Source organism: Hymenobacter koreensis, assembly GCF_039541855.1.
GTDB classification, from domain to species: domain Bacteria; phylum Bacteroidota; class Bacteroidia; order Cytophagales; family Hymenobacteraceae; genus Solirubrum; species Solirubrum koreensis.
In genome coordinates this window covers 159235-182255 of sequence record NZ_BAABHA010000007.1, presented here as the reverse complement: position 1 = coordinate 182255, position 23021 = coordinate 159235, and the positions used below count along the sequence as shown (strand labels likewise).

19 protein-coding genes and 1 tRNA gene are annotated in these 23021 nt (G+C 59.1%); 13 read left to right on the top strand and 7 right to left on the bottom strand.

Annotated elements, in window-relative coordinates; genetic code table 11:
- Positions 1–78: 78 nt before the first annotated feature.
- A tRNA-Lys gene (locus tag ABD903_RS12415) sits at positions 79–151 on the bottom strand.
- Positions 152–218: 67 nt separating this feature from the next.
- Here ABD903_RS12415 and ABD903_RS12410 point away from each other — a divergent pair.
- Positions 219–947: a tetratricopeptide repeat protein gene (locus ABD903_RS12410; RefSeq protein WP_345224654.1), complete on the top strand. Its 729-nt coding sequence runs from the start codon at positions 219–221 to the stop codon at positions 945–947.
- Between the two features lie 178 nt (positions 948–1125).
- Here ABD903_RS12410 and ABD903_RS12405 read toward each other — a convergent pair whose 3' ends face one another.
- Positions 1126–1956, bottom strand: a complete 831-nt coding sequence (locus tag ABD903_RS12405; protein WP_345224652.1) for an SDR family oxidoreductase — start codon at positions 1954–1956, stop codon at positions 1126–1128.
- A gap of 187 nt (positions 1957–2143) precedes the next feature.
- On the opposite strand from ABD903_RS12405, the gene ABD903_RS12400 reads away from it, so the two are divergent.
- The 8 genes from ABD903_RS12400 to ABD903_RS12365 all read left to right on the top strand — a co-directional run bounded on the left by ABD903_RS12400 (position 2144) and on the right by ABD903_RS12365 (position 14988).
- Complete coding sequence (locus ABD903_RS12400) at positions 2144–4378, top strand: GEVED domain-containing protein (protein ID WP_345224651.1); 2235 nt, start codon at positions 2144–2146, stop codon at positions 4376–4378.
- Between the two features lie 76 nt (positions 4379–4454).
- Complete coding sequence (locus ABD903_RS12395; RefSeq protein WP_345224649.1) at positions 4455–10181, top strand: PKD-like domain-containing protein; 5727 nt, start codon at positions 4455–4457, stop codon at positions 10179–10181.
- Between the two features lie 462 nt (positions 10182–10643).
- Positions 10644–12056 carry a 23S rRNA (uracil(1939)-C(5))-methyltransferase RlmD gene (rlmD, locus tag ABD903_RS12390; protein WP_345224677.1) on the top strand — a complete coding sequence of 471 codons (1413 nt, stop codon included), beginning with the start codon at positions 10644–10646 and terminating at the stop codon, positions 12054–12056.
- A gap of 20 nt (positions 12057–12076) precedes the next feature.
- Positions 12077–12466: a DMT family transporter gene (locus ABD903_RS12385; RefSeq protein WP_345224648.1), complete on the top strand. Its 390-nt coding sequence runs from the start codon at positions 12077–12079 to the stop codon at positions 12464–12466.
- A gap of 7 nt (positions 12467–12473) precedes the next feature.
- A complete protein-coding gene (locus ABD903_RS12380; protein WP_345224646.1) occupies positions 12474–12836 on the top strand; it encodes a hypothetical protein in 363 nt (120 codons plus the stop codon).
- A gap of 122 nt (positions 12837–12958) precedes the next feature.
- Positions 12959–13501 carry a hypothetical protein gene (locus tag ABD903_RS12375; protein ID WP_345224644.1) on the top strand — a complete coding sequence of 181 codons (543 nt, stop codon included), beginning with the start codon at positions 12959–12961 and terminating at the stop codon, positions 13499–13501.
- 15 nt (positions 13502–13516) lie between these two features.
- Positions 13517–13891 (top strand): hypothetical protein, encoded by a 375-nt coding sequence (locus tag ABD903_RS12370; RefSeq protein WP_345224643.1) that lies wholly within the window; start codon positions 13517–13519, stop codon positions 13889–13891.
- A 134-nt stretch (positions 13892–14025) separates the two neighbouring features.
- A complete protein-coding gene (locus tag ABD903_RS12365; protein WP_345224641.1) occupies positions 14026–14988 on the top strand; it encodes a hypothetical protein in 963 nt (320 codons plus the stop codon).
- 75 nt (positions 14989–15063) lie between these two features.
- On the opposite strand, the gene thiL is transcribed toward ABD903_RS12365, so the two are convergent.
- Together thiL and ABD903_RS12355 are read right to left on the bottom strand one after the other, a co-directional pair.
- Positions 15064–16101: a thiamine-phosphate kinase gene (gene thiL / locus ABD903_RS12360; RefSeq protein WP_345224639.1), complete on the bottom strand. Its 1038-nt coding sequence runs from the start codon at positions 16099–16101 to the stop codon at positions 15064–15066.
- 537 nt (positions 16102–16638) lie between these two features.
- Positions 16639–17187, bottom strand: coding sequence for a hypothetical protein (locus ABD903_RS12355; protein ID WP_345224638.1), 549 nt, complete (start codon positions 17185–17187; stop codon positions 16639–16641).
- A gap of 141 nt (positions 17188–17328) precedes the next feature.
- Here ABD903_RS12355 and ABD903_RS12350 point away from each other — a divergent pair, with 141 nt between their 5' ends.
- Complete coding sequence (locus ABD903_RS12350) at positions 17329–18114, top strand: PD-(D/E)XK nuclease-like domain-containing protein (protein ID WP_345224636.1); 786 nt, start codon at positions 17329–17331, stop codon at positions 18112–18114.
- Here the strand turns inward: ABD903_RS12350 and ABD903_RS12345 are convergent.
- Entirely contained in the window at positions 18107–18436 is a 330-nt protein-coding gene (locus ABD903_RS12345) for a hypothetical protein (protein WP_345224635.1), read from the bottom strand. The two genes, ABD903_RS12350 and ABD903_RS12345, sit on opposite strands and share 8 nt — an antisense overlap.
- Before the next feature lie 85 nt (positions 18437–18521).
- Here ABD903_RS12345 and asnA point away from each other — a divergent pair, with 85 nt between their 5' ends.
- The 3 genes from asnA to ABD903_RS12330 all read left to right on the top strand — a co-directional run bounded on the left by asnA (position 18522) and on the right by ABD903_RS12330 (position 20393).
- A complete protein-coding gene (asnA, locus tag ABD903_RS12340; RefSeq protein ID WP_345224633.1) occupies positions 18522–19547 on the top strand; it encodes an aspartate--ammonia ligase in 1026 nt (341 codons plus the stop codon).
- 179 nt (positions 19548–19726) lie between these two features.
- Positions 19727–20203: a hypothetical protein gene (locus ABD903_RS12335; protein ID WP_345224631.1), complete on the top strand. Its 477-nt coding sequence runs from the start codon at positions 19727–19729 to the stop codon at positions 20201–20203.
- On the top strand, positions 20193–20393 hold the full coding sequence (locus tag ABD903_RS12330; protein ID WP_345224629.1) for a helix-turn-helix transcriptional regulator: 201 nt from the start codon (positions 20193–20195) through the stop codon (positions 20391–20393). The genes ABD903_RS12335 and ABD903_RS12330 overlap by 11 nt, the downstream gene beginning before the upstream one ends.
- 99 nt (positions 20394–20492) lie before the next feature.
- Here the strand turns inward: ABD903_RS12330 and ABD903_RS12325 are convergent, their stop codons facing one another.
- On the bottom strand, positions 20493–21533 hold the full coding sequence (locus ABD903_RS12325; RefSeq protein WP_345224628.1) for a zinc dependent phospholipase C family protein: 1041 nt from the start codon (positions 21531–21533) through the stop codon (positions 20493–20495).
- 142 nt (positions 21534–21675) lie between these two features.
- A complete protein-coding gene (locus ABD903_RS12320) occupies positions 21676–22998 on the bottom strand; it encodes a flavin monoamine oxidase family protein (protein ID WP_425555472.1) in 1323 nt (440 codons plus the stop codon).
- Between the last annotated feature and the right edge of the window lie 23 nt (positions 22999–23021).

The following is a 23021-nucleotide window of genomic DNA, read 5'->3' as shown; positions in this document are numbered from 1 at the left end:
GACGGGATAGAATTAAGAGCGGTTTACATACCCACTAAAGAAAAAACCCCGTTTGCAGATTGCAAACGGGGCTTCTAGTGATTCCGCTGGGATTCGAACCCAGGACCCGTACATTAAAAGTGTACTGCTCTACCAGCTGAGCTACAGAATCGTTTTCTTTGCGTTTTCAACAAGTAGTTGTTGTTGATTTGCGGGTACAAAAGTAGCAGGCTGATCCATTGATGCCAAACATTCGGTCAAAAAAAACAGTGTTTTTTTCGCTGTTTTTGATGTTTTTCTTGCAAATTGCTCAAGCTCAATCTGCTAGGAATTTGCTCGCACAGGCAGATTCTTTGTCCGAAGCAGGACAAGCAGAGCGCGCCTTCGAGGTATACAGACAGGTGCTCCGGCGCGAACAGGTGAGTCCACGGCTGTTGTTGCGCCTCGCCGCCACCAAAGAAAGCCAAAGCCATTACGCATCGGCGCTCTATTATCTCAGCTTATACCAGGCGCACTACCCAAGCCGGGTTGTATGGCGCAAAATGGTGGAAATAGCGCAAGGCCAACACCTAACTGGTTACCCCAATACCTGGCAGCAGCAATTGGGAATTACGGTGCAACGCTACTACCCGCTGGTGCTGCAGGTTCTGCTGAGCCTGGCAGTGGTAATTGGGATGCTGCTGTTGGTAAGCCAAAGGCGGGCGGGCAGGGTATGGTGGCTTATCTACGGATTCTATCTGATAGGTGTGACCGGGTTTATTTACTTCACCACCGTACCCCCGGCCGGCTTGGTGTGCCGGCCGCGAGCAGCGCTGATGGCAGCTCCCAGCGCGGCCAGTGACTGGCTGACAACCGTGGCAACGGGCGACCGACTGCTCGTGCGCGGTAAGCAGGATATCTGGTATCAGGTATTGTGGCGCGGCCGCGTGGCCTACATTCGCCAACACGACCTGTTGCTGGTTAACTAGAAGCTGTCTTCGATGCCGAAAGCAGCCGAAGAGGCTTTCTACAAGGACCTGAATCTGGCTGCGTAAAAAGCATACCGCAGAGCACCTTTGTGGTGCACTTCCAGCTCAGGCGTAAACACCAAGTTTGTCGCCTCCCTTAAAGCTTACGCCTTGCTTGTTAGACGCCGCAGGGGCTGCTTTATTGCCGCGAATCGGACGGTGATTTCACGGGCGAATTCTTCTCTTTCCGGAATTCGTTAAGCACCAATCGATCCATGATACCGGCTGGCAACCACTTGTTTAGAAAGACCGTTAGCTTGCCCTTTCCGGTGAGTACAAGCGTGGGTTTGCGAGATGCAACTGCGCGCAGAATGTACTGAGCAACCTCTTCACTGGTCATCATCTGTCCCTCGTCGCGCGGCGACTCGCCCTGCTGAGAGCCGTCGGCTGCCAGAGCAGTATTACGGATGTTTGAAGCCGTAAAGCCGGGGCAAGCGGTTAGCACGTGCACACCCTGGGGCTGCAACTCGGTGCGAAGCGCCTCCAGAAAGCCTTGCATGGCAAACTTTGACGCTGAATAGCCTGTACGTCCCGGCAGGCCCCGGTAGCCAGCTATGCTGGAGATGCCCACTATGCTGCCCCGGCTGGCCAGCACATGTGGCAAGGCAAACTTGGTGGTGTAAACGGTCCCGAAAAAGTTAGTTTGCATCAGCTGCTGAATCACGTCCAGGTCGGCGTCCTGAAAAAGAGCCCGCATGGAAATGCCGGCGTTGTTAACCAGAACATCGATGCGCCCAAACGCCTGCATGGTTTCGGCAACGGCTCGTTGGCAGTCGGCTTCGCGGGCTACATCGGCCTGAATAGGGCAGGTGCGGATGCCCAGGGAGCGGAGGGAAGCTGCTGTTTCGTGGAGGCGGGACTCATCACGACCGGTGAAGGCGACTTGGGCGCCGGCTTGGCCGAATGCTACGGCGCAAGCCCGGCCGATACCGGACGTGCCGCCGGTAATCAGGACTACTTTTCCTTGCATGAATGGTGGGGCGGGGCTTTTTAAAGGGCCCGCAGCCCCGCAAATCTACGGGCTTTTGAGAGGCCGCTGAGTCCTGCTGGCCGCCCTACGAATAATCTCTTTATAGGTTGCATTGTCGTGATGATCAATTGGATTTCCTCGCTACCTTTAACCGATTAATTTTCTCCTGACCACCTAAGGAGCCGCTATGCCAAACTTTCTACTTCTCCGGCGCTTGGCGTCGATGTTTTTGTGCTCACTCGCAACCGTAGCCGCTGGCCAAGTGCAGGCGCAGTGCCCGGTAGCGGCGTGCGTGCCGGGCTCGGCGCCGGCGGCCAACCAAGTGTTTAACATGGGGATTTTGAACGTGAGCCTGAACACGATCAACAATACCACCCTGGGCGTACGCGACGGTTACAAAGATTACTCCTGCGCCGTGGGTACCACCCCGGCCATCGGTACTATCCTCACCGTGGGGGTAAGCTACACCATACGGGTTACCACAAACTCGGGCGCCACCGAAAACGTGCGGGCCTGGCTGGATATGAACAACGACGGGCAGTTCAACGCGTCCACCGAGCAGGTGTTTTCGTCGTCGGGCCTGAACGTGCAAACCGGGACGGTGGTGGTGCCGGCCAGCGCCACGCTGGGCGTGCCGCTGCGCCTGCGCGTGGCCGCCGACTTCAACCTGGCGCCCATTCCGGGGCCCTGTACCACGTCGCAGTACTCGCAAACCGAGGACTACGCCGTGACACTGCAAGCCAACACGGCCGCGCCGGTAGCCGCCTTTGTGGCCGACCAAACCCTGACCTGCTCGGGCTGCGTGCAGTTCACCGATCAAAGCCTGAACGCGCCCACCAGCTGGCTCTGGAATTTCGGCGACAACACCACCAGCACCCAGCAGAACCCGCGCCACTGCTACACCACGCCCGGGACCTACACCGTGAGCCTGGTGGCGACCAACGCGGGCGGCAATACCACCAGCACACGCACCAACTACATTACCTACGACAACCAAGTGCCCGTGGCCACTACCTGCGCCGCGCCCACCGTTAACTACTGCTGCGGCTACGGCATCACGCAGGTTACGCTCGGCACGCTCACCAGTACCTCAGCCGACGGTGCGGCGGGCTACCAGGACTTCACCTGCACCCGGCGGGTAAACCTGATCGAGGGAAATACCTACCCCATTACGGTGCAAACCGGCAACACCAACGCCCAGGACACCCGCGTGTGGCTGGACCTTAACAACGACGGCGCATTTACCGCCAACGAGCTATTGTTAATAGCCCTCAACCGCACTACCAATGTTACCGGCACGCTGGTTATACCGGCCAGCGCGGTGAAGAACACCGCTCTACGCCTGCGCATCATTTCCGATTTTGCCGGTTCTACCGTGGGGGCGTGTTCGAACGTGCAGTTTGGGCAGGCCGAGGATTACTCCGTGAAAGTGCTGGCTAACACGCTGCCTCCCGTAGCCGAGTTTACCTCGAACTACACCAACACTTGCTCCAGTACCGTGCAGTTTACTGATCAAAGCCAGAACGCGCCCACCAGCTGGGAGTGGGATTTTGGCAACGGCAGCATCAGCACCCAGCAGAACCCGACGCACACGTATGTGGCTTCCGGGGTGTACAACGTTCGCCTGACGGTCCGCAATGCGTTCGGGCCTGCCAGCATCACTAAAACGGGCTACATAGCGGTAACCGTGCCCTGCGTAACGTATTGCACCTCCACCGGTACCAACCAAAACGTGTGGATTTCCAACGTTACCGTTAGCGGCGCCGTGCTGCCTACCCCGTTTGCTAACGCCTCGGGGGCCGACGCGAACGGCTATGGCAACTACACCAACAAAGTAATTACGCTGCGGCGAGGCGCCAGCTACACGCTGGGCGTAAACGCCGGTACCAACTTCAACCGCACCACCAGCGTGTGGATTGATTACAACCGCAACGGGCAGTTTGAAACCACCGAGCTGCTGGCCAATGGGAATTCGGCGGCGACTTATGCCACAGCGCTGACGGTGCCCAACCTGCAAAGCGTAATTGGGTTTACGCGCATGCGCATCGTCACGCGGTTGAACCCCACTGCGCCGTTTCCCTGTCAGCAAAACCAGCTGAACGCCGAAACCGAAGATTATTCGGTGGACATTCAGGCGCCGCTTTCTTCGCGGGAAGCGCGTAGCCAAACGCAGTTTGCGGTGTTCCCGAACCCCACGGCCGACGGGCAGCTGCAAGTGCAGTTGGCCAACGACCAGACCGGCGGCCTGTATGTCCTAACGGTTGAAAATACGCTGGGGGCCGTGGTATACCGCTCGCAGGTTCGGCTGGCGCCGGGTGCTGCGCAGGCCGTGAACCTGTCGGCCTTGCCGCGCGGCATGTACCTGCTGCACTTGCAGGATGCCGCTGGCCAGTTGCTGGTGCGCCGCTTCGTGCGCAACTAAACCTGCTGTTTTTGGGGCTGTCTGGTTTCGGCCGGGCAGCCCTTGTTTGCTTTTTGCCTTTCCCAATTCTATTTATATGCAAACAACTGTACTCCGCAGCTTGCTGGTACTGCTGGCTTGGCTGGGCCTCGCCACGGGCCAGGCTTCGGCTACTCACCTGATGGGTGGGGAAATGACTTACCGTTACGTAGATGCCAACGGACCGGCTACCGCGCCCTTCCGCTACGAAATAACCGTTACCATTTACACCGATAACGTGAACGGTTTGGGCGGTGGCCTCAACAGCTCCCGACCGGCCGTGGAAGTGGGTATTTACAACCGCTCGCAGGGCAACTCCCGCATTCAAATGACGAGCGTGAACGGCCCGACGTGCAGCAACGCCACGGGTATTGGGGTCGATAACATCAACGATATCTGTATTCCGCGGGGTACGTCGGTGGTGGTGCTGCCGCCCACGCCGGGCGGCTGCGTAATTCCCGGAGGCAACATTCCGGTGCGCGTGACTAAGTACGTGACCATTGTTAACCTGCCGCTTTCGTTGGCCGGTTACTACGCCGTGTACTCCGATAACGCCCGCAACAACGACGTAGACAACCTGGCCCAGGCCGGGGCTACGCGCATGACGCTGTACACGGAAATTGCTCCGCCGCTGATTCCGAACAGCTCCCCCACGTTTGCCGATACCGCTGTAGCCATCATTTGCCAGGGCGACACCAGCCTGGTGCTGAACAATGCCGTGGATGCCGACGGTGACCGGTTGATTTACTCGTTCGGAACCCCATCGGCGGGCATTATTCCGCCCGTGAGCTTTACCCCGCCGCCCGCTTCGGCTACGTACAACCCCAACTACAGCGTAACCCAGCCTTTCGGCCCCGGAACCGGTAGTTTTGCCTCTCTGAATGCCAGCACGGGCCTTTCGCGCTATGCCGCCCCGCGCCTGGGTAAGTTTGTGGTGGCCGTGGACGTGCGGGAGTACCGGCGCATAAACGGCATTGAAGTACTAGTGGGCGTTACCCGCCGCGACGTGCAGCTGGTGTCGCGAACATGCCCACCCAACAACGCGCCGCGCTTTACCGCCGCCACCCTGGCCCAACGTTCGTTTACACTGGAAGAAGGCGAAACCATCAGCTTTCCGCTGGCGGCTACCGATGCCGATGGCAACGATTTGTCGTTGCGCGCCAGCAGCATACTTCTCGACGGAAGCGGCGGCTATAACGCCACGTTTGCCGGCCAAGCGGGTACCGTACCCACCGGCGGCGGCGTAGGCAACGTTACCGTGAACGGCACGGGCGGCAACGTAAGCGGGCAGTTTCGATTCACGGCCCGCTGCGGCGACGGACGGCCGACGCCCTACGACGTAAGCGTGCAGGTAACGGATTTGGGCTGCGGTGGCCGTAGCGCCGCCGAGGTATTCCAGGTTTTCGTGACCAAGGCCGCCGCGCCTACCAATATTCTGGGCGACACGTCCATTTGCGACCGGACCACGGCCAAAACCTATACCGCCGTGGGGCCGCCGCCCTCGGGTAGCTATAACTGGCGCGTAACCGGTGGTACCATTCAGGGCAGCGCTACCGGCAACGCCATTCAGGTCCTTTGGGGCACCAGCGGCCAGGGTCGCGTAACGCTGCGCAACGTTTCGGCCTTCGGCTGCCAGAGCGACTCGGTTACCCGTAACATTCAGATTCAGCCTGCCAGCACCTTGGGCGTTAGCCCCAACGTGAGCATCTGCCTGGGCCAGTCGGCTACCCTTACGGCCACGGGCGGCAGCGGTACCTACACCTGGACGGCTGGTTCGCAAACCCTGACGGGGGCCAGCATTACGGTTACGCCTACGCAAACCACTACCTACACCGTATCGAGCGGTGCGGGTCCTTGCCCGGCCACGCGCCAGGTAACGGTTACGGTAAACCAAACGGCTATTGCCAACGCGGGCTCCGACGCGGCCCTGTGCTCGAATGCATCGATCCAACTCGGCTCGGCCGCGCTGCCGGGCTACACCTACCAGTGGGCGCCGGCCACGGGCCTGAGCAGCGCCACCGCCGCCCAGCCCACGTTTAGCCAGACGCTGGCGCCCGGCTCGGCGCCGCAAACCTTCACCTACACCGTAACGGCCACCACGGCCGCCGGCTGCATTGCCACCGACCAGGTAACCGTTACCCTGAACCCAGCTGCCATTGCCAACGCCGGCACCGATGCCACGCTGTGCTCGGGCACCTCGGTACAGCTGGGAGCCGCTACGGTTCAAGGCCAAACCTATCAATGGAGCCCGGCCACGGGCCTGAGCAGCGCTACCACGGCCCAGCCCACATTTAGCCTGACCAATACCACCGGCACGGCCCAAACCTTTACCTACACCGTAACCGTCACTACTGCCGCCGGCTGTACTGCTACCGATCAGGTAACGGTGACGCTGAACCCAGCCGCCATTGCCAACGCCGGACCGGCACGGGGCTTTTGCTCCGGCACAACCACCCAGCTGGGTACTGCCGGGCTGCCGGGCTATACGTACCAGTGGAGCCCCGCTACGGGCCTGAGCAGCGCCACCGCCGCTCAGCCCACCGTAACGCTCACTACCGGCACCACGCCCACGGTTCAGACCTACACGGTAACGGCTACTTCCCCCGAAGGCTGTACTGCAACCAGTGCGGTAGTGGTGACGGTAAACCCGGCTGCCGTAGCGCAAGCCGGCCTCGACCGCACGTTCTGCTCGGGTGAAACCGCGCAGCTGGGCAACGGCGCTTCGGCCGTGGTGGGAACCACGTACCAGTGGAGCCCCAGCACCGGTCTGACCAACCCCTCCAGCCTTACCACGGCCGTAACCCTCACCAACACCGGCACGGCTCCCGTGGTACAGACCTACACGCTCACCGCCACCACGGCCAACGGCTGCACCGCCACCGACCAGGTGGTGGTAACCGTAAATCCTGCCTCGGTAGCTAATGCCGGCCTCGACCGAACGCTGTGTTCGGGTGCCTCCGTGCAACTGGGCACGGCTTCGCTTACGGGCTACACCTACCAGTGGAGCCCGGCTACCGGGCTGAGCAGCGCCACCGCCGCCCAGCCCACGTTTAGCCTGACCAACACCGGCACGACGGTACAAACCTTTACCTACACCGTAATGGCTACTACCGCTGAAGGCTGTACCGCTACCGACCAGGTAACGGTGACCCTGAACCCGGCCGCTGTAGCCAACGCCGGTGCAACCCGCGCGTTTTGTTCGGGCGCCTCGGCACAATTAGGTACGGCGGGCCTTGCCGGCTACACCTACCAGTGGAGCCCGGCCACGGGCCTGAGCAGCGCCTCTGATGCGCAGCCTACCGTAACCCTGACCAACGCCGGCACCGCGCCGCAAACCGTAACGTACACCGTAACGGCCACCACGGCCCAGGGCTGCACCGCCACCAGCCAGGTAACGGTAACGGTGAACCCGGCCGCTATTGCGCTGGCCGGAACCGACCGCACCTTGTGCTCGGGTGGCTCGATACAATTAGGTACGGCCGCTTTGCCGGGCTACACCTACCAGTGGGCACCGGCCACGGGCCTGAGCAGCGCCACCGCCGCCCAGCCCACGTTTAGCCAGACGCTGGCCCCCGGTTCGGTGCCGCAAACCTTTACCTACACCGTAACTGCTACCACGGCGGAAGGCTGTACGGCTACCGACCAAGTGGTAGTGGTGCTCAACCCGGCAGCGGTGGCCAATGCTGGGGCTGATGCGGCTCTGTGCTCGGAAAGAACCACGCGCCTTGGCTCACCGGCTCTTGCGGGCTACACGTATCAGTGGGCACCGGCTACGGGCCTGAGCAGCGCCACCGCCGCACAGCCAAATTTCAGTCAGACACTGGCGCCCGGCTCGGCTCCTCAGACGTTCACATACACGGTAACCGCCACCACGGCCCAGGGCTGCTCGGCCACCGACCAAGTGATGGTAACGGTAAATCCGCAGCCTGTTACGGATAGCATTCAGGGCAGTGCCTCGGTATGCCCACAGGTGACTGGAGTAGCTTACAGCATCCGCAACCCGCGTAACACCGCTTACCAGTGGCGCATTACGGGTGGCAATATTGTAAGCGGCCAGGGCACCCCCGCCATTGTGGTTAACTGGGGCGCAGCCAGCACCATGGCTAAGTTGGAAGCCTTCCAGCTGAACCAGTTCGGCTGCTCCTCGGATACGGTGGTATTCCCGGTGCGCATCAACCAGATTCTGGCCACCCAGAAGCCGGCTGGCCCGCTTACGGTGTGTCAGAACAGCGGCACGTCCAGCTACTCAACCCAGTTCACCAACGGCTCGGTTTACGCCTGGCAAATCATCGGTGGCACGCAGGTAAGCACCAGTCAGGGCAGCGTGGTGGTTCAATGGACCACGCCCGGTATCGGTAAGATTGTGGTAACCGAAACCAGCCAGCCCGCTGGTGGCTCGGTACGCTGCCTGGGTACTTCCGACACCCTGTTTGTAACCGTGCGGCCTACACCGATAGCCCGGCAGATTGCGGGCCCGGCCCGCTTGTGCGTGGGCGTAGCCGGCAGCTACTCGGTGCCCGGCGCTACCGGTTCCACGTATCAGTGGACGGTGAACAACGTGCCGCAAGCCTCGCCCACCGGAACCCTGCTCTTCAGCAGCACCACGCCGGGCGTGTACACCCTTACGGTACGCGAAACCAATGCGCAAACCTGCGCGGGGCCGCTGAATACCATTCAGGTAACCGTAGACCCCACGCCGGCTCCCTTGGCCATTACCGGTCCGCGCAGCGTGTGTACCGACGTGAATACGGGCCTTAACGTGGCTTACTCCGTAGTGGGCCAGCCCGGAAGCACCTTCCAATGGACGGTGGTGGGGGGCGCGCTTAGCAGCGGCCAGAACACGAACAACGTAACGGTGAGTTTCACGCCGGGTGCCACTACGCGCACGATATCGGTTACCGAAACCTCGCAGTTCACCTGCCCGGGCGCCGCGGCCACAATCAACGTCGGACTCGATGCTTCGTCGGTGGCGCTGAACACGGCTTCGGTGGATTTGGTTGATGACCGCAAAATCAACGTGGCTTTGGCAGTGCCTAACAACGCCGGTAACACCAACCAGGTGGTCATCAAGCGTCGCAACGCCGGCACCATCGACAGCTTCGTGCAGGTGGGTACGGCCGCTAACACGGCCACCACTTTTGCCGACAACAGCGGGGTAGACGCCGACGCCCGGGCCTACGAGTACCGCGTGGAGCTGACCAACGCCTGCGGCCGCGTGCTCGGCAGTACCCAGCACACCACCATGCGCCTCGAAATGATTAACGTTACCCCGGGCCAGCGCCGCGAGGAAGGCAAGGTAACGCTGCGCTGGAATGCTTACCAAGGCATGAACGTGGCGCGCTACGAGGTTTACCGCGAAGCCGATGGCGGCGGCCAGAACCTGGTAACTACCGTAGCGGCAACGGCTGCCGCTACCTACACCACGGAGTTTGCCAGCAGCACCGCCGGTTTCGCGCAAAGCTTCCGCATCAAGGCCGTGGAGGCTTCGGGTAACCGCACCGCGTGGTCGAACGAAGCCAGTGCCGCGTTCGAGAACAAGCTGGAGTTCTTCAACATCATTACGCCCAACGGCGACAACCTCAACGAAACCTTCACCATTCTGAACGTGGAGCTGTACCCCGGCAACACGCTTACCATTCTGAACCGGTGGGGCCGCGAGGTGTACAAAACCACCAACTACCGCAACACCTGGAACGCGCCCGACCAGCCGGCTGGCGCCTACTACTTCATGTTCAAAGATGCCAATGGCAAGGTGACCAAAGGCGCGTTTGAAGTGGTGAAGTAAGCACCACTTAGCACGTACCAAAAATGGCCGCCCGGAGCAATCCGGGCGGCCGTTTTTAGTATGCAGCGGGCGCCAGGCGTTGAACAGAAAAGCCCGGCCACCCATTCAACCCTAAACACCATTCGAGACATCAATAATGCCTCTTGCACAACGCAAAACACCTTTGTACTACTGAGAAACACCCTTTGGGGAGAACGAAACACCATTCGACCAAAACAAAACACCCTTCGAGTAAGACGAAACACTGTTCGAGTAACTAAGAACACCTTTCAAGCAGAACAAAACCCCCTTCGAGCAAAGCATAACACCCCTCGAGCACTCCGCAACACCTTTCGTCGCTGGCGTAACGCGTCGCGTCCAACGCCGCGCTGCAGGCGCAGGCCCCCAAATCGTCCCCGAAATCCGTTTGATCCGCAAAATCCGTCTACGTCCGTGGTCTATCTTTGCGGTGTGAATCCCGTCATGCCCAACCCGAAGAAAATCCCCGCGGAGGACCTCCGCGAAGTGGTCATTCAAGACATGGTAGCCGAAGGCAAGTGCCTGGTGCGCCACAACAACCTCGTCATCTTCGTCTCGGGCGTAGCGCCCGGCGACGTGGTGGACCTGCGCATTACCAAGAGCAAAAAGAGCTTTCTGGAAGCCGTGCCCACGCACTTCCACCAGTACTCCGAGCTGCGCGTGCAGCCCTTTTGCATGCACTTTGGTACCTGCGGCGGCTGCAAGTGGCAGCACCTGGGCTACGAAACCCAGCTCCTGTACAAGCAGCAGCAGGTGAGCGACACCCTGCAACGCATTGGCAAGGTGGAGCTGCCCGAAATCATGCCCATCCTCGGCTCGAAGGAAACCACCTACTACCGCAACAAGCTGGAGTACACCTTCAGCTACAACGGCTGGCTCACCACCGAGCAGGTGCAGGACACCGAGCAGCAGTACGACCGCCGCGTGCTGGGCTACCACCTGCCCAGCCGATTCGACAAAATCATCGACATTCAGCACTGCTGGCTGCAGCCCGACCCCAGCAACCAGATTCGCCTGGCCTTCCGCGACTACGCCCGCCAGCACAACCTGCGCTTCGGTAACCTGCACAAGCATACCGGCCTGCTGCGCACGCTTACCATTCGCACCGCCAAGAGCACCGGCGAGCTGATGGTGGTGGCCATGTTCTACCGCCAGCACCACATGATTCCCGTGATTCTGGACCACCTGCTGGAGCTGTTCCCCGAAGTCACGTCGATGAACTACGTGCTCAACGACAAGGGCAACGACTCGCTGGAAGGCCTGGAAGTGGTGTGCTACAAAGGCCTGCCGTACATCCACGAGGAAATGGAAGGATTGCGCTTCCGCGTGGGGCCGAAATCGTTCTACCAAACCAACTCCGAGCAGGCCTACGAACTCTACAAGATTGCCCGCGACTTTGCCGGCCTCACCGGTCAGGAGCTGGTGTACGACCTCTACACCGGCGCCGGCACCATTGCCAACTTCGTGGCCAGGCAGGCCCGCCAGGTCATCGGCATCGAGTACGTGGAGCAGGCCATTGAAGACGCCAAACTGAACTCGGAAATCAACGGCGTGCCGAACACCAAATTCTACGCCGGCGACATGAAGGACGTGCTGACCTCCGACTTCACCGACCAGCACGGCCGCCCCGACGTCATCATCACCGACCCGCCCCGCGCCGGCATGCACCCCGACGTGGTGCAGCGCCTCGTGGAACTGCGCGCCCCGCGCGTGGTGTACGTGAGCTGCAACCCCGCCACCCAGGCCCGCGACCTGGAGCTGCTGGCCGATACCTACCGCGTTACCCGCGTGCAGCCCGTGGACATGTTCCCGCACACCCACCACGTAGAGAATGTGGTGCTGCTGGAGCTGAAGTAGCTTTTAAAAGTGGTGCTGTAATGGAAGGTTTCCGCGTAACGGTTACCAAGAGTTTACTAAAAGGCTGGCTGGCTTCGCTACCAGCCTTTTTGCTTTACTTCTATTTTTCAGGTGGCGATAGGCGTGGCGGTGTTTTACCTTGGCTGATAGCGTTGGGCTTTGTTATGGTGGCAAACGTATTGTTTGTTCAAGGGCCCAAAGCAACTGTACTGAGCATTTGCACTCGCAATAGCCGGATAAAGTTTGCTGTTGTCTCTGCCGCTTACGCCGTTTGCGCATTTACAGTAATGATAGGCTGGGCGTTCTTTGACCAACCTTATACTTACTTAACGCTGATTGCTTTTTCTGTCATTATAGGGGGTATAGCAGGACTGGATTTTTACACCGCGCACCGTAAAACACACTACTAATACCGCTATGGGTTTCAGCAATAAAATCGTACCGCATTTCAGTTACCGTTTTTGGTGCTGGAAACTCAAGCTGAATGGGGTGCTGAAAATGCTTTCGTTACTCAGTGGCTTCAGCTATTCCGGCGACGATGAATTGCTCGTTCTCGAAGGCTTGCGCGGTTCCGATGATGAGCAAGGCGTGTGGTTTTCATATGATATGAGCCGCAAGGGTACTCTTAGCATAACGCTAGCCTACGATGCTGCCGATAAGGATATTGTTCAGGTGACCGTGGAGGCTGACGATTCGATGGCTGATAGAATACGCTTGATTGACGAGATTCAAAGCACCATGAAACGCCTTGAAGTTGACGACGAATTTGTGTCCTCTTGATTGACCTGTATGTGCTTCGCAAACGACCTTGAGTCGGTGACAACCACCATTGCTTGGTAAAAACAAGCTACTGCTGCTACTCCGGTGCTAAGCCCTAAAACCACTCCTGACTTCCGGCAGATATGAGCTTCTGGTACCCCAACCTGAGCGAAGAGCAGATAGATGCCTCGATTCGCGAAAACCGGCTTGCCATTCCCCCAAACTGGTCCAACAAGGTGTTTTCCTCGTCGCTTTTTCTGGTGTATTGGGGCTTTTGCGGGTATTTTATAGTTAACGGCACCACGGCTTTTTACCGGGCAATTGCTGTTCTGCTATTCCCGTTTTTGGGCTGGCTGTTTTTCTATGCCGTGTATTGCCAACTGCGGGAAAACCGGTTGACAACTCTGGAAACCGGCTTGAGCGCCGAGGCTAACTGGCAGCTAATTCAGGCGGTTTTCACAGAATTAAACTGGAACATTCAGCAAAACAACCCCCGGGTGGTCAGAGCCTTTACCGACGGCTACATCAGCCAGGTAGGCATTGCCTTTATTCAACCCAATCGGATTCTGCTGAATGTCTTGCACATTGGTCACCGCCGTGGCAGGCTACCTTTCTCTTTCGGCCAGAACGAACGAATGTTAAAACGGCTAATTGCCCGCATCAACCAGCATCTGGCCAAGGCCTAACACTTCTTCTCTAACATGGACTACGCCAACGACCCCGAGCTGAGCGGCAAATACCTCGGCACCATCACCAAGGACTTCGCCATCGTCTCGGATACGCTTAAGGAAGCTTCTTACCAAATCCGCAAGCGCGACATTTCGAAGTACCCCATTTTCGTTTTTGCCCGCATGCCCGTGCCCTTCGGCTCCTTGCTCATTTCGCCCGATGAAATGGACACCGAGTGGTACGTGCTGGCCTCGTACCTCGATATTTTCGTGCAGCAAGGCGGCATCGCGCCCGAGCGCATTGCAGACTTTCAGGCCGCTTACAAAGACGCCGACGAGTTCTGCTGCCTGTTCGTTGCCGACGGCGAATTCACGAAGTTCGTGTTCGTGCCTTACCCCGAAGACTAACCGCCGCTTTCGTAAGCCTTTCACAAAGGACTCTAGCAGCATCCAGCGTCGTAGCCGCGACTTGGGGGGTGTTGACGGGGTCCTTTCCTCTTACCTAAATTCAGCAATGAACACCCACCGCCAAACGCGCTGCCATGATTAACGCCCACCGCTGCCTTACCTGGCTGGCTGCTTTAGGGCTGATGGGGGGCGCCAATTGCTCGTCGGCACCAGTGCCGGAACAAGCCCAAGCGACTTCAACTCCGCTGCCGCCCGGCTTTTCGGCTTACTGGCACCAAGGCAAAGCCGAGGTAACCAGCTACACCCTGGACCAGGCCCGCTACGGCGAGCTGCACCGCGGCGAGGCCGTGCTGGTATACGTAACCGAAGACCTGTCGCGGAAGAAACAGGTGAAGCTGGACAACCCCAGCGCCACGCCCGACGACGCCGTGCCGGTGCTCAAGCTGAACCTGGTGAAGAAGTTTGCCACCGGCGTGTACGACTACTCCATCATGACGTCCACGTTCACGCCAACTGACCAGGGCCGCTTTCCGCATACCCTGAAGGTGACTACCTCGGTGCAGGAGTGGTGCGGCAATGCCTTCACGCAGCTGAACCTGCGTCCGAAAGGTGGTTATGCGGTGTCGCAGAAATCGTACTTCGAATCGGAAGGCGACGTGGAAAGCAACCTGGAGCCGGCCCTGCTGGAAGACGAGCTGTGGACCCGCATCCGGCTGAATCCGGCTACGTTGCCCACGGGTTCGGTGAAAGTGGTGCCGGGTACGGTATCGGCGCGGTTGCGGCACCACCCGCTGCAGCCGGAGCAAGCCACGCTCAGCCTGGCCGATGCACCGGCCGGTAAAGCGGGGCAAGCCGGTGTGCTGGCGTACACAGTAGCTTACAGCACGCCCTCGTCGCGCCGCCTCGTTATCTATTTCGAAAAGGCGTTTCCGCACGGAATCGTGGGCTGGGAAGAAACCTACCCCGACCAGGCCGGCAGTGCCAAGCCCCAGATGCTAACCACCCGCGCTACCCGCAAAAAGACCATGATGCTCGATTACTGGCGCACGCACAACAACGAGCACGCGGCTCTGCGCGACTCCCTGGGCCTGAAATAAACCGAGCGTACCAAACAGCAAAAAGCCCGCGGCAACTTATTGCCGCGGGCTTTCTGCTGTTACTGCCGAAGAAGCTTATCTACCGAAGTGCGACCAGCCTTGTGCTTTCAGCGGCACGGCGTTGCCGCCTTTTGCGGCCAGAATAGCGCCTTCCGAAGCCTCGGTTATTTTACCGATGATGGTCACGTCGGGGTGGTTCTTGAGCTTGTCGAAGTCGGTGAGCGGCACGGTGAACAGCAGCTCGTAGTCTTCGCCGCCGTTCAGGATGCACATCACCGGGTCGAGGCGAAACTCGTCGGCCACGGTGAAAACCTGCTGGTCGGCGGGCAGGCGGTCGGAGAAAATGGTAGCACCCACGCCCGACGCTGCGCAGATGTGCATGATTTCGGAAGCCAGCCCGTCGGAAATGTCAATCATGCTGGTGGGCGTCACGCCAAGGTCGCGCAGCATGTGCACCACGTCCATGCGGGCCTCGGGGCGCAGCTGGCGTTGCACCACGTAGTCGTAGGCGTCGAGCTTGGGCTGGGTTTCCGGGTCGGCGAGGAAAGCCTGCTTTTCGCGCTCCAGAATTTGCAGGCCGAGGTAAGCCGCGCCTAAGTCGCCGGTCACGCAAATCAGGTCGTTTACATTGGCGCCGGAGCGCCGCACGGCTTTGCCGCGGGCCACGGTGCCCATGGCCGTAACCGAAATAACCAGCCCTCCGCGCGAGTTGGTGGTGTCGCCGCCCACCACGTCTACGCGGTAGGCTTCGCAGGCCAGGCGTACGCCTTCGTAAAACTCTTGCACGGCTTCCACCGAAAAGCGGCCGGGCAGGGCCAGGCTCACGGTGATTTGCGTGGGCAGGGCGTTCATGGCCGCAATGTCGGATACGTTCACGGCCACGGCTTTGTAGCCAAGGTGCTTGAGCGGGCAGAAAGAGAGGTCGAAATGCACGCCTTCCACCAGCAAATCGGTGCTGACAACGACTTCGTGTTCGGCGGGCGGAGCCAGGATGGCGGCGTCGTCGCCGATGCCGAGCACCGAGCTGGGCTGGTGCAGGGTAATGTTCTCTTGAATCAGGCGAATCAGGCCGATTTCGCCGACTTGATTGAGCGGGGTGACTTGTTCTGACATGGCAATAGCACTACGGTGAGCGGGCCGCAAAGGTAGCGGGTTGCCCAACTCAAAGCGCTACTGCGTTGGCTTCAGCAACCAGTCAGGCTTTACCCAGTACTGTGCTGCCGTTCATGCCGCAGCAAGGTGCGCAACGTGACCGGTACCTACCTGAAAGACGTGCGCAGCCGGGTGCTTACGCAGTGCTTCTTGCTGAGCTTCAACTACAACCTGCGGCTATGCGGGAAATAACAACACCCCCAATTCTCCGTAGAAAGACCAGCATACTGACTTAGTCGAACCGAAAGGAAAGCGAAAGCCAGGTGTTTCTACCAAATGCTCTCAAATGCATTTAGTTGAGTGGATGGGTTTGACGAAGCAGTAGAAACCCTGGTTAAGCGAACCTTCGGTTCGACTTTGCGCAGTAGCGGGCAAGGTCTATGCAGGCTATACTGCTCTTTAGCGTGTACAACCAACGGGGCTGTAAAACCATCGTTTCTGCCGTACCCGTAGCGTTAACCCCAGGTTAGTACCACAGCACCATTAATCCGGGCCTACTCAGCCCGCCGCCAGTAACTGCTGCACCTGCGCCCGTAAATCGGCCAGTGGGCCGGTGTTGCGCAGCACGGCTGCGTAGTTGGCGTAATCGTCCATCGACGTCTCGCTGGGGTGGTTATCGTCGCGGGTGCCGTCGCCGCGCTGTTGCAGCGGGTCGCCTTCCACGCGCCAAATCACGCCGCCGCGGGCCAGCAGCGCCTCGGCTTCATCGGGGAAGCGCAGGTCGGCCACCACCACGGGTGCGTCGGTGGGCAAGCTGGCCAGCAGGGCCTGAATCCAGATTTCGGGTTTCCAGGCGCGCAGGGCTCCGCCCACTTGCTGCAGCATTTCACCGCGCGTGAGACCGAACACCGGCAGCAGCTCCGTTTTGCCGGTTTGCGAATAATAGGGCACGGTGGGTTCGGCGGCCAGCGCCGCCGCCACGGCCTTAATGGCGTCGCCGTAGGCGCGTACTTGCCAGTGACGTGCGGGCTGTAGCTGCTGAATTAACTCGGCTACGGTGTTTTTGCCGCTGCCGCGCTTGCCGGCCAGCCCAATCAGGTGAATCATGTGCGGAAGAAAAGAAGCCGAAAACCGGTGAGCGGAAACCAGTGAAAAACGACGGTTACCGGGCGAGGTTTTCGTAAACAAGCGGCAAAGTTGCTGCTTTGTACTGGTAGAGTTGCTGCCGGGGGCCAAAATCGGGTTCCGATGGCACAACCCGCTGCCCAAAGCCAGAGTACATTGCAGTTGCCTATGCCCTCCGATTCGTTCCGCCGCCCCGACCTGCTGCGCCTGTCCTACGACGACTACCGCGCCCTGCCCGCTATTGCCAACTCCGACCTTTCCAAGCTGCGCGACGCGTTAAACGGCCGGCCCCGGCGGGAAACCGGCGGCTCGTCGGCCCTTAGCTTCGGCACCGCGTTTCACACCGCTTTGCTCGAGCCCGAGCAGTACGTGCCCAGCTACCCGGCCGTAAACGATACGCTGGTGTGGTGGCTGGTGGAAGGTGTGCGCATTCGCGACGATTTGCGCGCCATGATTGAGCAGGGAGTAGCCGAGCCCAGCTGCGTGTTTACCGAGCCCACCACCGGCACCATGTGCAAGCTGCGCGCCGACTTGGTGGTGGACGTGCCCGGCGAACCGTACACCATCATTGACTTTAAAACCACCGTAGCCCGCGACTACCACCACTTTGTAACCCAGTGCTCGGTGTACGACTACGACCGGCAGGCCGCCTTTTACACCGATGCCCTGCGCGCCGAACGGTTCCTGCTGGTAGGCGTGCAGAAGGTGGAGCCGTTCCACGTGTTCAAGTTTGAAGTACCCCAGCACATGCTGGAAGAAGGCCGCGCCAAGTACATGCGGCTGCTCCGCTTGCTCGACCCCAGCAAAATACCCGACTACATGAGCCCCTTACTGCGCGAAGCTGTGCTGGAACTGGGGCACACCCCGCCCGAAGTGGAAGACGATACCGATGCCGAAGCCACTAGCTAAACAAATTGCGCGCTGCTAAAATGTAGCCCAACAGCGTTGAGGATGGCTTATTCAAAATAATTAAGGGCAATTGATTTGGCTTTTTATAATTCCTTGTTATGTTGCAACGCAAACGCATAATAGCGCAGCCATGAACCTCTTCGCCAACAGCCTTAATAACCAGAACCGGAACAATAATATGTTCCGGCGGTGGAAGGCTATTGGTCTGATAGACTGAATCAAAATCATTCATTGATTTGAAAGCCTTTCGTATTTCGGAAGGCTTTTTTTTTGCCCGCTGCCGGCCGTACTGAAATTCATAAAGCTGGAAATGCACGCGCATTTAGCAGCCTGGAAAATCCTTGTCTTTTCGGTGGTAATTCAAATTGCTGACAACATTCATTTCACCATTAAATCACCCTTTAACCATGAAAACACACTTCGCCTCGCCCGCAGTTAATTTGCTGCAAACCGAAGAAGCCATTGGCTTTGTAAAGGACACCTTCACCCGCGAACTGCTGCGTCAGCTGCACCTCACCAAGGTATCGTCGCCCATTGCCGTGCTCGACGGCACTGGCATCAACGACGACCTGAACGGCATCGAGCGGCCCGTAACCTTCGCCATAAAAGCTTTGGCCGAGCGCAAAGCCGTGGTGGTGCATTCACTGGCCAAGTGGAAGCGCCTGCGCCTGATGGAGCTTGGCGTACCGGCCGGCCGCGGCATTCTTACCGACATGCGCGCCCTGCGTCCCGATGAAGATTACTCGCCCATTCATTCCATTTATGTGGACCAGTGGGACTGGGAAAAGCACATCACGCCCCAGCAGCGCACCATTCCGTTCCTGAAAGACACGGTAGAAAAAATATACGACGCGCTGCGCACCACCGAGCTGCGCGTGGCCGAAGAGTACCCCGAAATTGAGCCGGTGCTGCCCGAGCATATTACCTTCTTGTACGCCGAGGAGCTGTTGCTGCGCTACCCCAAGCTCACGGTGAAGGAGCGCGAAACAGAAGCTGCCCGCGAGTACGGTGCCGTATTCATCATCGGCATCGGCGGCAAGCTGAGCCACGGTGAAATCCACGACGGCCGCGCCCCCGACTACGACGACTGGAGCACCCCAAACGAAGCCGGTTCCTTCGGCCTGAACGGCGACATCGTGCTTTGGAACCCGGTGCTGCAATCGGCTTTCGAAGTGTCATCCATGGGCATTCGGGTGGACCGGGAGGCGCTAGTGAACCAGCTGGCCGTATGCGGTTGCCCCGAGCGTGCGGCGCTGCCTTTCCACAAACTGCTGCTCGATGGCCACCTTACCCAAAGCATTGGCGGCGGTATTGGTCAGTCCAGGGTGTGCATGTTTATGCTGCGCAAAGCGCACATCGGGGAAGTGCAGGTGAGCATCTGGCCCGATGCAGTGCGGCAGGAGTTAAGCGAAGCAGGAGTGGGGCTGCTGTAAGCAACATTATAGTAGCAGAACGTGGGCATACACCAAGGTGTGTCCGCGTTCTATTGTTTACGCTTTTGAGGCAGAGAAGAATGACTTTTGTAAAACAACCTTTACATAAAGACATGTGTACTTGTCTAATAAGTAAAGTTTGTTTTACATTTGAGTGTGCTTTAATTGCATGATCCTACATGAAAACTCGATACCTGTTTCCGCACCGCTTTAAGAAAGTAGGGTGGGTTCTGTTTGTTGTTTCGGTGGTGATGGGGCTACTAACCTACCATCAGGTACTGGAGCTACGAGACCAGAAACTGAGCTTCATTGCCTTGTTGGGAATGGAAAACAGCTCTTCTGACTTCGATGCTACAACCAAAACGAATGCTTTCCTACCCTCGATTTTTGGGGCACTGATGATAGTGGGAGCCTTGCTGGCAGCTTGTTCCAAGGAAAAACATGAGGACGAGTTCATTGCCAAGCTCCGGCTGGAGTCGCTGCTCTGGGCCACATACACACATTATGTTTTGTTGGCGCTGGCTATTCTGTTTGTGTATGATATGCCGTTTTTAAATGTGATGATTTACGGCATGTTCACCACGTTGCTCCTTTTCCTAGTGCGCTTCAACATGGTGCTTTACTTGTCCGGCCAAGCCAGCACTCATGCGGAATAACTTAAAAGTAGAGCGGGCCATCCGCAATTTTACCCAACAGGATTTAGCGCAGCTCATCGGCGTAAGCCGACAAACTATTAATGCCATGGAAGCCAATAAGTACGTGCCTTCCACGGTCTTGGCGCTGAAAATTGCGCGTGTGTTCGGAAAGCAAGTCGAAGAAATATTCCTGCTGGAAGCCGACGATTGAAGCTAGTGCACGTTATATGTATGCACAGAAAAACCGCCTACCCGCAGCGCCTAATAAGCGGCAGCGGGTAGGCGGTCCGTGTCAAGGCTGCCCAGTGTCTTACTTCGCAGCAGCGGTAACGGCTGGAAACTCCGTGAACGTGGCGAAGTCCACCAGCTTGCCCTTCTGAATAAGCTTCAACTCGTTCTTCAGGTTCTTGGCGTTGCTCTTGGTGGTGTATTCCGAGTCGAGCTTGCTCAAATCGGGCTTGCCGGCGTTTACCCAGGCGGTGTACCAGAAGTTGGCCGTGGCCTGTGCTGCGCCGCGCATCTGCCGCTCAATCATGCGGTTTAGAGCTGTATGGTAAGCCGAGGAGTACGCTTGCGTGTGGTACGAACTGTTAAACACGTTTTTACGCGGCTTGCCTTCGGCCGTCATTTCGTAGAGCTTGTCGGCGCCGGTTTCAGTAGCGAGCTTTTTCTCAATGGCGAGCAGCGTATCGGCGGCGGCGTGGCTGCGGGCAATAATAGCCCAGGTTTCGGCGGCCGGGTCTTCAATTAGGCGCGGCTCGGAGAGCTTGAAGTTGTAGCTGCTGCCGAACAGCTCGGGCAGCTGCGACTCGTAGAACGCGTGCACGCCCTTCTGGCCGGTGAGCTGACCGTCGTGGTTCGAGGACGTATGCAGGGGCTGGTGCGCGTCGCCGAGGTAGTGGCCAAGGTCGGCGGCGAGGAACAGGATTTCGTCCTTGCGCTGGTTTTTCATGGACGTGGTTAGCTTGGCCAGCATTTCCTGAATGTACCACGGCAGGCGCCCGCTCTTGTCGAGCAGTGCGGCATCGTACTTGGCGTAAGCGTCGGCCGGTTTTTGGGCCATTTCGCTGATGGCGCCGGTGCCGAAATGTTCCAGATCGATGAAGTGGCGCGGGAATTCGGCCTTGTCGTTGATGACGTACTTGCGCGAATCGGGAATAACCGACTCCGTCACCATAAAGTCGACGTGGTTATAGAAGAACGTGCGCAGGGAAGCTGGCAAGGCCAGCACGGCCGCGCGGTTAATGCGCGGATGGCCCCAGTTGCCCCAGGCAAACAACAACGATGGTGCCGCAAGCAGCAGCACGGTAGCCAACAACCCACGACGGGCGCGGCGGCTAAAATTCAGCATGAAGGGTGGAAATGAAGAGGAAACAAGACGGCAAAGGTCAGGCCTTTGCCCGTGCTAACAAAACACCTAAGCCTTCCTGGTCAAATTTTCGGCGCTTCTGGCTTTTGCTGTAGCCAACAGGCGTCACCTGCTCGCTAGCGAATTAGTCATGCGGCACGGTGGGGCAATCTGCAAGCAACTGCTCGGCTGCTTGCAGGCCGGCTGCCAGCGCCGCCTCCACGGTGCCCATGTTCGGGCCGTCGTAGAATGCTTCACCGGCAAAGTACAGGGTGCCCGCCACGGGCTGCGCGAAAGCCTGCCGGGCGGCGGCCGTTTCCACCGTGGCGTAAGCGTAGGCGCCACCCGCAAACGGATCGGTTTGCCAGTTTGCCACGTGGTGCGCCCGTAGCTGCCGATGCAGAAACGCAACGGTGCAACCGCATAAAGTAGCCAGCGACGCTAGCGCGTGGGCAAGTAATTCTTCGTTCGAAGCGTTGTGGCGGTCAGTGGCGGCAGGTCCGGCTAACCAGCCTGTAAGCAGCGGATAATCATCGGGCGCCTGGCTCCACCACGTGGGTACCGGGGCATCGGAAAACAGGAAACCTAACTCAGGAAGCGGGTGCGCTACCTCTGGCGAAGAGTGCAGCCAGAACGGCTCGTGGAATTCCAGCAAAAACTTAATCACGGGCCCGAACCCCATGGCCGCCGCAGCCGCACGCTGGGTGGGCAGCTCTGGTACAAAAACCACCGCCCCGGTGCTGCCTGGGGCGGCTTGCCAAACCCCCAGCGGCACCGTAAGCAGGATCTGAGAAGCCCGGTACCGCCGCTCCTGGTGGCAAGTAACTTCTACGTGCCCTTGGCGCCAGTAAATTTCTCGCACCACGGTGGCCACCTGCAAAATAGCTCCCGAGGCCTGGGCTTGCTGGGCAAGCAGTTCCATTACCCGGCCGTAACCGCCAGCCGGACGCGGCGAGTCTTCGGCTCCACCGCCCGCCCACTCATCGCGCAGGGCAAAGGCACTGGCGCGGTGGGCGTCGGCCGCGTCGTAACCTTCCGCAAACTGCCTGACCCGCTCGCGGAGCTGCTGGTACGCCGTTCCGGGAAAGTACTCCTCTAAAAATTCGGCCAGCGGAACATCGTGGGGCAGGGCGTTCAGGCGCTCCAGCAGCAGGGGCATGTCGGCCAAAAACTCCGCGGCCTCTTTCACTTGGCCCGCGTAGGCTTCGTAGGTACGGCCGGCGGTATCGTGCCAGGCCAGGCCGGCTTCCTGTAATAAGACCTTGCTGAGTGGGGCGTCGCCGTGCAGGAACTCGGCGCCGGCTTCCACGGGCCGCGAAAAGCCTTCGGGAGTAAACGTGTGAATGCGGCCGCCAATGCGCGGCCGGGCTTCTAAAATAAGAACCCGGCGGCCGGCACGGGCCAACTGCCGGGCAGCCATAAGGCCCGCGGCGCCGGCCCCAATAACGAGGACGTCGGGGTCAGCCATAAGAGTAGAAGGAGGCAAGGAAG

Excerpts from the sequence above, each read along its gene's own strand:
- ABD903_RS12355 (WP_345224638.1), bottom strand. The coding sequence starts at position 17,187 with ATGATTCACCTGATTGGGCTGGCCGGCAAGCGCGGCAGCGGCAAAAAC.
- ABD903_RS12380 (WP_345224646.1), top strand. The coding sequence starts at position 12,474 with ATGGGTTTCAGCAATAAAATCGTACCGCATTTCAGTTACCGTTTTTGG.
- ABD903_RS12405 (WP_345224652.1), bottom strand. The coding sequence starts at position 1,956 with ATGCAAGGAAAAGTAGTCCTGATTACCGGCGGCACGTCCGGTATCGGC.
- ABD903_RS12320 (WP_425555472.1), bottom strand. The coding sequence starts at position 22,998 with ATGGCTGACCCCGACGTCCTCGTTATTGGGGCCGGCGCCGCGGGCCTT.
- ABD903_RS12395 (WP_345224649.1), top strand. The coding sequence starts at position 4,455 with ATGCAAACAACTGTACTCCGCAGCTTGCTGGTACTGCTGGCTTGGCTG.
- ABD903_RS12375 (WP_345224644.1), top strand. The coding sequence starts at position 12,959 with ATGAGCTTCTGGTACCCCAACCTGAGCGAAGAGCAGATAGATGCCTCG.
- ABD903_RS12365 (WP_345224641.1), top strand. The coding sequence starts at position 14,026 with ATGATTAACGCCCACCGCTGCCTTACCTGGCTGGCTGCTTTAGGGCTG.
- ABD903_RS12385 (WP_345224648.1), top strand. The coding sequence starts at position 12,077 with ATGGAAGGTTTCCGCGTAACGGTTACCAAGAGTTTACTAAAAGGCTGG.
- rlmD (WP_345224677.1), top strand. The coding sequence starts at position 10,644 with ATGCCCAACCCGAAGAAAATCCCCGCGGAGGACCTCCGCGAAGTGGTC.
- ABD903_RS12350 (WP_345224636.1), top strand. The coding sequence starts at position 17,329 with ATGGCACAACCCGCTGCCCAAAGCCAGAGTACATTGCAGTTGCCTATG.
- asnA (WP_345224633.1), top strand. The coding sequence starts at position 18,522 with ATGAAAACACACTTCGCCTCGCCCGCAGTTAATTTGCTGCAAACCGAA.
- ABD903_RS12400 (WP_345224651.1), top strand. The coding sequence starts at position 2,144 with ATGCCAAACTTTCTACTTCTCCGGCGCTTGGCGTCGATGTTTTTGTGC.
- ABD903_RS12325 (WP_345224628.1), bottom strand. The coding sequence starts at position 21,533 with ATGCTGAATTTTAGCCGCCGCGCCCGTCGTGGGTTGTTGGCTACCGTG.
- thiL (WP_345224639.1), bottom strand. The coding sequence starts at position 16,101 with ATGTCAGAACAAGTCACCCCGCTCAATCAAGTCGGCGAAATCGGCCTG.
- ABD903_RS12330 (WP_345224629.1), top strand. The coding sequence starts at position 20,193 with ATGCGGAATAACTTAAAAGTAGAGCGGGCCATCCGCAATTTTACCCAA.
- ABD903_RS12370 (WP_345224643.1), top strand. The coding sequence starts at position 13,517 with ATGGACTACGCCAACGACCCCGAGCTGAGCGGCAAATACCTCGGCACC.
- ABD903_RS12345 (WP_345224635.1), bottom strand. The coding sequence starts at position 18,436 with ATGCGCGTGCATTTCCAGCTTTATGAATTTCAGTACGGCCGGCAGCGG.
- ABD903_RS12335 (WP_345224631.1), top strand. The coding sequence starts at position 19,727 with ATGAAAACTCGATACCTGTTTCCGCACCGCTTTAAGAAAGTAGGGTGG.